This is a genomic window from Akkermansia sp. GGCC_0220 (assembly GCF_017566105.1).
GTDB lineage: Bacteria > Verrucomicrobiota > Verrucomicrobiia > Verrucomicrobiales > Akkermansiaceae > Akkermansia > Akkermansia massiliensis.
Map to the genome: position 1 here is coordinate 1 of NZ_JABFCI010000030.1, position 6,185 is coordinate 6,185.

The following is a 6,185-nucleotide window of genomic DNA, read 5'->3' on the forward strand; positions in this document are numbered from 1 at the left end:
ACATGGTCCAGAGCAATGGGCGCACCCTGCGCTTCTCGGCAGCCACCGGAAAGGTTGTCTCCATGGTTTCCGCCTCCGGCGTGGAAACCACGGCGGAAGATTATTCCCGTCAGATGAAGGTGAACCGCCATCCCTCCACGGGAGCCATTGAGAGCATCTGGTCCAAGTCCCGGGGACTGCTCCAGGCGGTTGGGGAAGGCAACAGGCTCACTCTGGAATGGTACGCTCCTGGCCAGGTGAGCAAGAATGCGCGCGGCTTTGCCGGCACCGGAACTCCCTACAAGACGGTCAGCTATGAATTGAGTGACGACCAGGGCGTGCAGGTGATGGACATCGCCGAACAGAGGGAGGGGATGCCTGTCTTCCGGACGCAGCGAAGGACGGAAGGCAACAAGGTGACGACCATCCAGGGAGAGGGAGACGAGCGCATCGTTCGCACCATTGAACGCAACGCCCTGCCCGATTCCAAGTGGGAGCGCCTTGAAACTATTCAGGGTATCAACGAGGAAGCGCCCGCCTCCTGTACCCGGACAGTGAAGAAGTACACCGACGGGGGCTGGCTGACCATCAGCCGGACGGAGGGGTACAAGACCTCTCTGGCCAGGACCACCCTCTATACCTATAACGACCAGTTCCGGGTGTCCCTGGAGATCAAGCCCGACGGCGGTTACACGCGCTACGAGTACGATGACCAGGGCAGAACCGTGCTTTCCGCTGCTCCCTGGACCGGAGGCGGGGAGAGAGGGACCCGAACCACTTACGCCGACCTGCGCTTTAACGACTTCAGGCCGGCCACGGAAACCGAGGTGGTCATTGCCGAGGATGGAACGGAAACGGAACTTCTCAAGCGCACTTACACGTATGAAGACAGTCCGCAGGTCAGCCGCACCACGGTGAAGGAAACGGCGTTGGGGTCGGAAAACACACATATCAGTATCTCTGAAACCTACGGCGAGGCGGCGGAGTATGCCTACGCCCGGGGCAGGCGGAAGATGAGCTAGGGCGTCAATGGCGTCCAGACGGTCTATTCCTATGAAGCAGCCGCGGAATACGGTGCCGTCCACAAGGTGATGGAGACCGTGCAGGCTAACGGAAGCATCGTTCCCGGACAAAGCACACGAAACGTGGAATACATCGCTGAGAACGGCGCCACCACCAGGAGAGAACAATACGTTCACACCGGAGAGGACTGGTCGCTGATTGCCTCGGAGGACTACGAGTACGACGACGAGCAAAGGCTCATCAAGACGACCAAGGGCAACGGGCGCACCAGCACGACGGAATGGATGTGCTGCGGCCCGTTGAGGGAAACCGACGAAGACGGCATTACCACCAGCTACGGCTACAACTCGGCCAAACAGCTGGTGGAAACCATCCGCTCGGTGACAGAAACCACGCCAGAAACGATTACCTCCTACACAAGGGATGCGGCGGGAAGAAAGGTTTCGACACGCCGCGACATAGGAGCCATGACCACGGTAGAAGGTACGCAGTACGACGATCTGGGACGAGTAGTTTCCTCTACGGATATACTTGGCAGAGTGACACGAACGGAATACAGAGAGGACTACCTTACAACAACCATCACTACTCCTTCGGGAGCCACACTACCTACCAAGAGGTACTATGACGGGACTGCCATCTTACAAGGCGGAACCGGCCAGCGAGAGATGGAGACCCGGCTGGAGCTGACAGAAGAAGGCATCCTGACCACCACTTTGTCCAAAGGAGCCATTCTCTCACGCAATCTGGAAAACGGTTTTGGCTAAACCGTCCGGCAGGAACAACCCAATACGAAGGGGGGATTCGTAACAACCAGGAATGCCTACAATGAGAAAGGACTGCTCGTACACACCCAAAAGGAAGATTTGGCACCCACGGTCACCACTTACAGTGAACTGGGGCAAGCCATAAGACGAACTGTTCTATTGGACACTCTCCATCCGGAGGATACTTCAAAAAACAGGATATCGGAAACCTCATCCTGCTTCCGGGTTCGGGAAGACGGCATCTACCAAGTGCACACTTCCACTACCTACAATGCCTACGGTTGCCCCCTCACTCAAACCACGGAGAATATGATTTCCAGGCTCAGTGCAATTCTGGAAAACAAATCCATCACCACAGACGTCTACGGGCAGCAGAGCATCCAGTGGACGGAGTATACCGCTCCGACTAAACGCACCCGGTTCAGTCAGATTCCGACTTCGGATATTATAGCCGAATCTGTCATCGTAGACGGCTTTATGGTAAGTCAAACGAATCACACCGGCATCCATGCCTCACAGCAGCGCTTCTATATCTCCACAGGCATGATTCTGGAAAAAACCGACGGCAGCGGCAACACTACTATTGAGGAAACGGATCTTGCAGGACGTACTGTCAAGATCACGGACGCATCCGGCACCATGACCACCACCAGCTACCTTCCCTGCTGCAATGCCGTGGCTTCCATCACCGACGGCCTGGGAGGCACTACCTGCTATTCCTACGACATCCGCGGCAGAAAGACGGCCGAGTACGGCACCTCTATCCAGCCGGCCTGTTTCGCCTACGACGAAGCCGATCACATGGTGGCGTTGACTACCTTCCGGGCGGATGAGAGAGACATCACTTCCGATCCTTCCGGCCGTACCGACGGAGACACCACCGCGTGGCTCTACCACGTGGCTACGGGGCTGGAACTTAAGAAGACCTATGCCGACGGTTCCTGTGTCTCCAAAACCTACGACGGACTCAACCGTCTGGAGACATTGACCAAGGCCAGAGGGATCGTCACTAGCTATATCTACGCTCCATTGACCGGAGAACTTGTCTCCATTTCTCACAGCGATGAAACCATACCCTGGCTCTATTCTTATAACCATCTAGGTCAAGTGGTCTCTATCTCCGATGCCTCCGGCATCAGGGAATTTTCCTACGATTCCTACGGCCGCATGATCCAGGACACTTCCTTTGGAAGTGTGGAAAGCTGCACTCAGGAAGAATACGATGCCCAAGGGCGTTCCAACGGATATCGCCTGATGCTCGGCACACGCACCGTGCAGCACTCCCATCTTGACTATGACCATCAGGGTGGCATTATTAGGATGAATCTGGAAGGACTGGAGTCTCCTTTTACCTGGCAGTATGATCAAACCAGCGGCTTCCTCCACCATCTCACCTACCCCAACGGCATGGTCCGCTGCAATACTTACCATCCCAGGCTCAACCTTGTAACCGCCATCGGTTACAGGAAGGGCGCGGATGGCGAATTGGTAGCCGGCCACGAATACGACTACGACGCGCTGATGCGTCCCACTCAACGCCGGGACTCATGGGATGCTGCCACTCCTGCGACGATAAGAGATTTTACCTATAACAAACGCAGTGAACTGGTCAAAGATCAAATCCGGCAGGGTGGGAGCTTCAACTATCGGTACGATAACATTGGCAACCGCAAGACTGTTCGGGAACTGGAAGAGGAAGTCTCGCATGCGGCCAATAGCCTCAATCAGTACATGGACATGACCGTGAATGAAGTTTCATTCACTCCCACTTACGATGCAGATGGCAACCAGACCCGCATCAGGACCTCGACAGGTATCTGGGAAATCAGTTACGACGCCAACGACCGCCCCGTCGTCTTCACCAGCCAGGATGGCCGAACGGCCATCACTTGCGGCTACGACTACCAGGGAAGGCGCTTCGAGAAGAAAGTCACCGTCAATGGAACAGTATCCGGCCATTGCTGGTACTTGTACCGAGGCTATTTGCAGGTAGCCGAGCTGGATTTGATGCATCCTGAACCTTTGCTGGTAAAAAGCTATTTGTGGGATCCGACGGAACCGACCGCTACACGCGTTCTGATGTTGACTAATTGGAAAAACGGAGGAACGACCATTGATCAGCATCTTTGCTTCATGCACGATGCATTGAAAAATGTCACTTCTATCTTTGATGATTACCAAACGCGAAGAGCTCGCTATGAGTATGCACCCTTTGGCAGACTTATTGCGGCAGAGAGAAACATGGCTCAGGAAAGTAGGTTCCGCTTTTCTTGCGAGTACATGGATGACGAACTGGGACTCGTTTACTACAATTACCGCCACCTCAATCCCACAGACGGAAGATGGATCAACAGGGATCCCATTCAGGAACAAGGAGGTTGGAATTTGTATGCATTTATTAGGAATAGAATTAACATAGAAGTGGATTTATTAGGTAAAATACCCCCCTACAATGGAGGTGCTTCTGGAATCGTTGAAGTTCCTATTTTTTCTCCTGCACCAACACCTCCTGCACCAACACCTCCGCAAGAAGGATGTTCAATCCAAATTTGTTGCAGGCCTGTAGCGGTCTTTAGCAGAGCCCATTGCGTGATCAGGTTTGTCTCTTCGTCAGGCCCCTCCAGAGGATGTAGAGGAGGTCCTACAGGAAGAGGAAAAAGTAGCGGTGCTGGTGGTAGTAGCGGTAGTGGTAACGGAAATGGACAAAGCTCTCATTGTAAGGGATGTTGTGGCTCATGGGGGAATGTCATTGGAGGATGTGGTTCGATTTCAAATGGAACGGATCCTCTCAGCGTAGGTATCACTGAAGATCTTAATGATGCCGAAAGCAATCCTGATCGTTGTGAGACTGTAGCTATCGTGAGTGAAAGAATGTGTTCAATAGCCTATAGTTGTATCCAAAAAGAAATGGAAAAAATAAATCAAGAATGTTATATCTATAAGCCTTTAGGCAATAACAGCAATACAACATGGAAAACTGCTTATAGGAATTGTATTGGCGGTGATTATGATCCTCCAGAATCTCAACCAGGAAATGATGAATTCGACGAAAATGAAAAATGTAAGAAATAAGATTCTAATTATTTTATTAATTTTAATTCCTTTTTCTTTAATGAATTTATTTGGAAAAGAGCAATTGGAAGTAACCATAAAAAATCAAGACGAGATACCTGTAAAGGCTTTCATCTCTCTTGAGAGAGATAATTCGTTTTTTCAAAAAATTATTAATCCTGTTGGTTCTTTTTATCATAATAAAAGCACTATCTATACGGAAGATATCAAGGGAAAGGGAAAATTGAAAAATATTCGAAATGGTGACCGATTGGTATTATTTACGAATAGGAGTATATTGCCGATTCAGTTGCAATTAAAAGGGAAGGATATTTATCAATTTACGTTGAATTCCACCGACTTGCCTCCGTTGCCAGAAGAAAATGGAATGAAACGTGATCCGGATTGTGTTCTTTTCACTTTTGAAATTCAAGATATGTCAATTAAATTGCTCCATATTGAATACGCTTGGTCAGCAGAAGGGAATCAACGATGTAAAGCTATGGAATTGACAAAATGATAGGTATGGTTCGTCCTGAAAAAGCGTTACAGGGTTAGACGTAAGATTTTAATATTTCCAAACCCTCCGGAAAGTTGCATTTTCCGGAGGGTTTGCTTTTGCTGATTTATAGCAGATAGCTTTGCTGGGTTGTATAGCCGTTCCGGTGTTTTTGAGGAATCTATATACTTGACTAATGAGACTATTTTACATCTTTTTATTATTTGAAGGTGAACAATTTTTGAATGATATACTTAGAAATTTATATCATTAAATTTTAATAATAATTCACAGTTTCTTTCCATTTTTTATTTATTGGATTTAATGAAAAGAGAGATGCCCGGTTTGGACGAATCAGATGACTATTTAAGGATGATTAGTCAAGTATGTAGGTTTCAAATATTCCTGTCGTTGTTTTGGATATTCTTCAAATGCCGCACCAGTTTAAAAGCCAGGCTTGGCGATTGTTACAATAGCTGTGGTGGACCGATCGAAAGTCAAACCAGGCAGAGAGGAAACTTTTGATATTAATGCGACAATATCAGAAATTTTGTATGCCACCCTTGGTCATTCTTTTTCATAAGGCGCCAGCTCCAACTGGCCCAACGTGTCGGGGCGCCCTTTCAGGGCCATGCGCTTGAGGTGTTTGGCGAAGGCGGGGCGGCGGTGGTACTTTCCCACAACCTCTCCCGTCGTTTTCAGGCGCAGAAGGTACTTGTATGTGGTGACGCGGATGGCGTCCGGTTTGGCGGCGGCGCAGGGAACGGCCCCTATTTCCCGGCAGATTTGTTTCCACCGCGGGCCGTGGGTGCGTTCTCCGTGGCGTGTCCAGGCCAGGGCGTGGGCTATCTCATGCAGGATGGTGT

Annotated in this window: 5 protein-coding genes; 4 read left to right on the forward strand and 1 reads right to left on the reverse strand. The window is 50.3% G+C overall.

Annotated features, from left to right (window positions below; genetic code table 11):
• From HJW02_RS12705 to HJW02_RS12720, 4 genes are all read left to right on the forward strand, one after another.
• The coding region (locus HJW02_RS12705; RefSeq protein WP_208050649.1) for a hypothetical protein at nt 1-1,001 on the forward strand (1,001 nt) is incomplete at its 5' end.
• Between the two features lie 123 nt (nt 1,002-1,124).
• Entirely contained in the window at nt 1,125-1,769 is a 645-nt protein-coding gene (locus HJW02_RS14180) for an RHS repeat protein (RefSeq protein WP_180971056.1), read from the forward strand.
• Between the two features lie 309 nt (nt 1,770-2,078).
• Complete coding sequence (locus tag HJW02_RS12715; RefSeq protein WP_102733182.1) at nt 2,079-4,841, forward strand: RHS repeat-associated core domain-containing protein; 2,763 nt, start codon at nt 2,079-2,081, stop codon at nt 4,839-4,841.
• Nucleotides 4,822-5,340, forward strand: coding sequence for a hypothetical protein (locus HJW02_RS12720; RefSeq protein WP_146018222.1), 519 nt, complete (start codon nt 4,822-4,824; stop codon nt 5,338-5,340). Before HJW02_RS12715 ends, HJW02_RS12720 begins: the two co-directional genes overlap by 20 nt.
• A 546-nt stretch (nt 5,341-5,886) precedes the next feature.
• On the opposite strand, the gene HJW02_RS12725 is transcribed toward HJW02_RS12720, so the two are convergent.
• Nucleotides 5,887-6,185 (reverse strand): SprT-like domain-containing protein (locus HJW02_RS12725; RefSeq protein ID WP_208050650.1); only part of this gene is annotated, 299 nt, incomplete at its 5' end.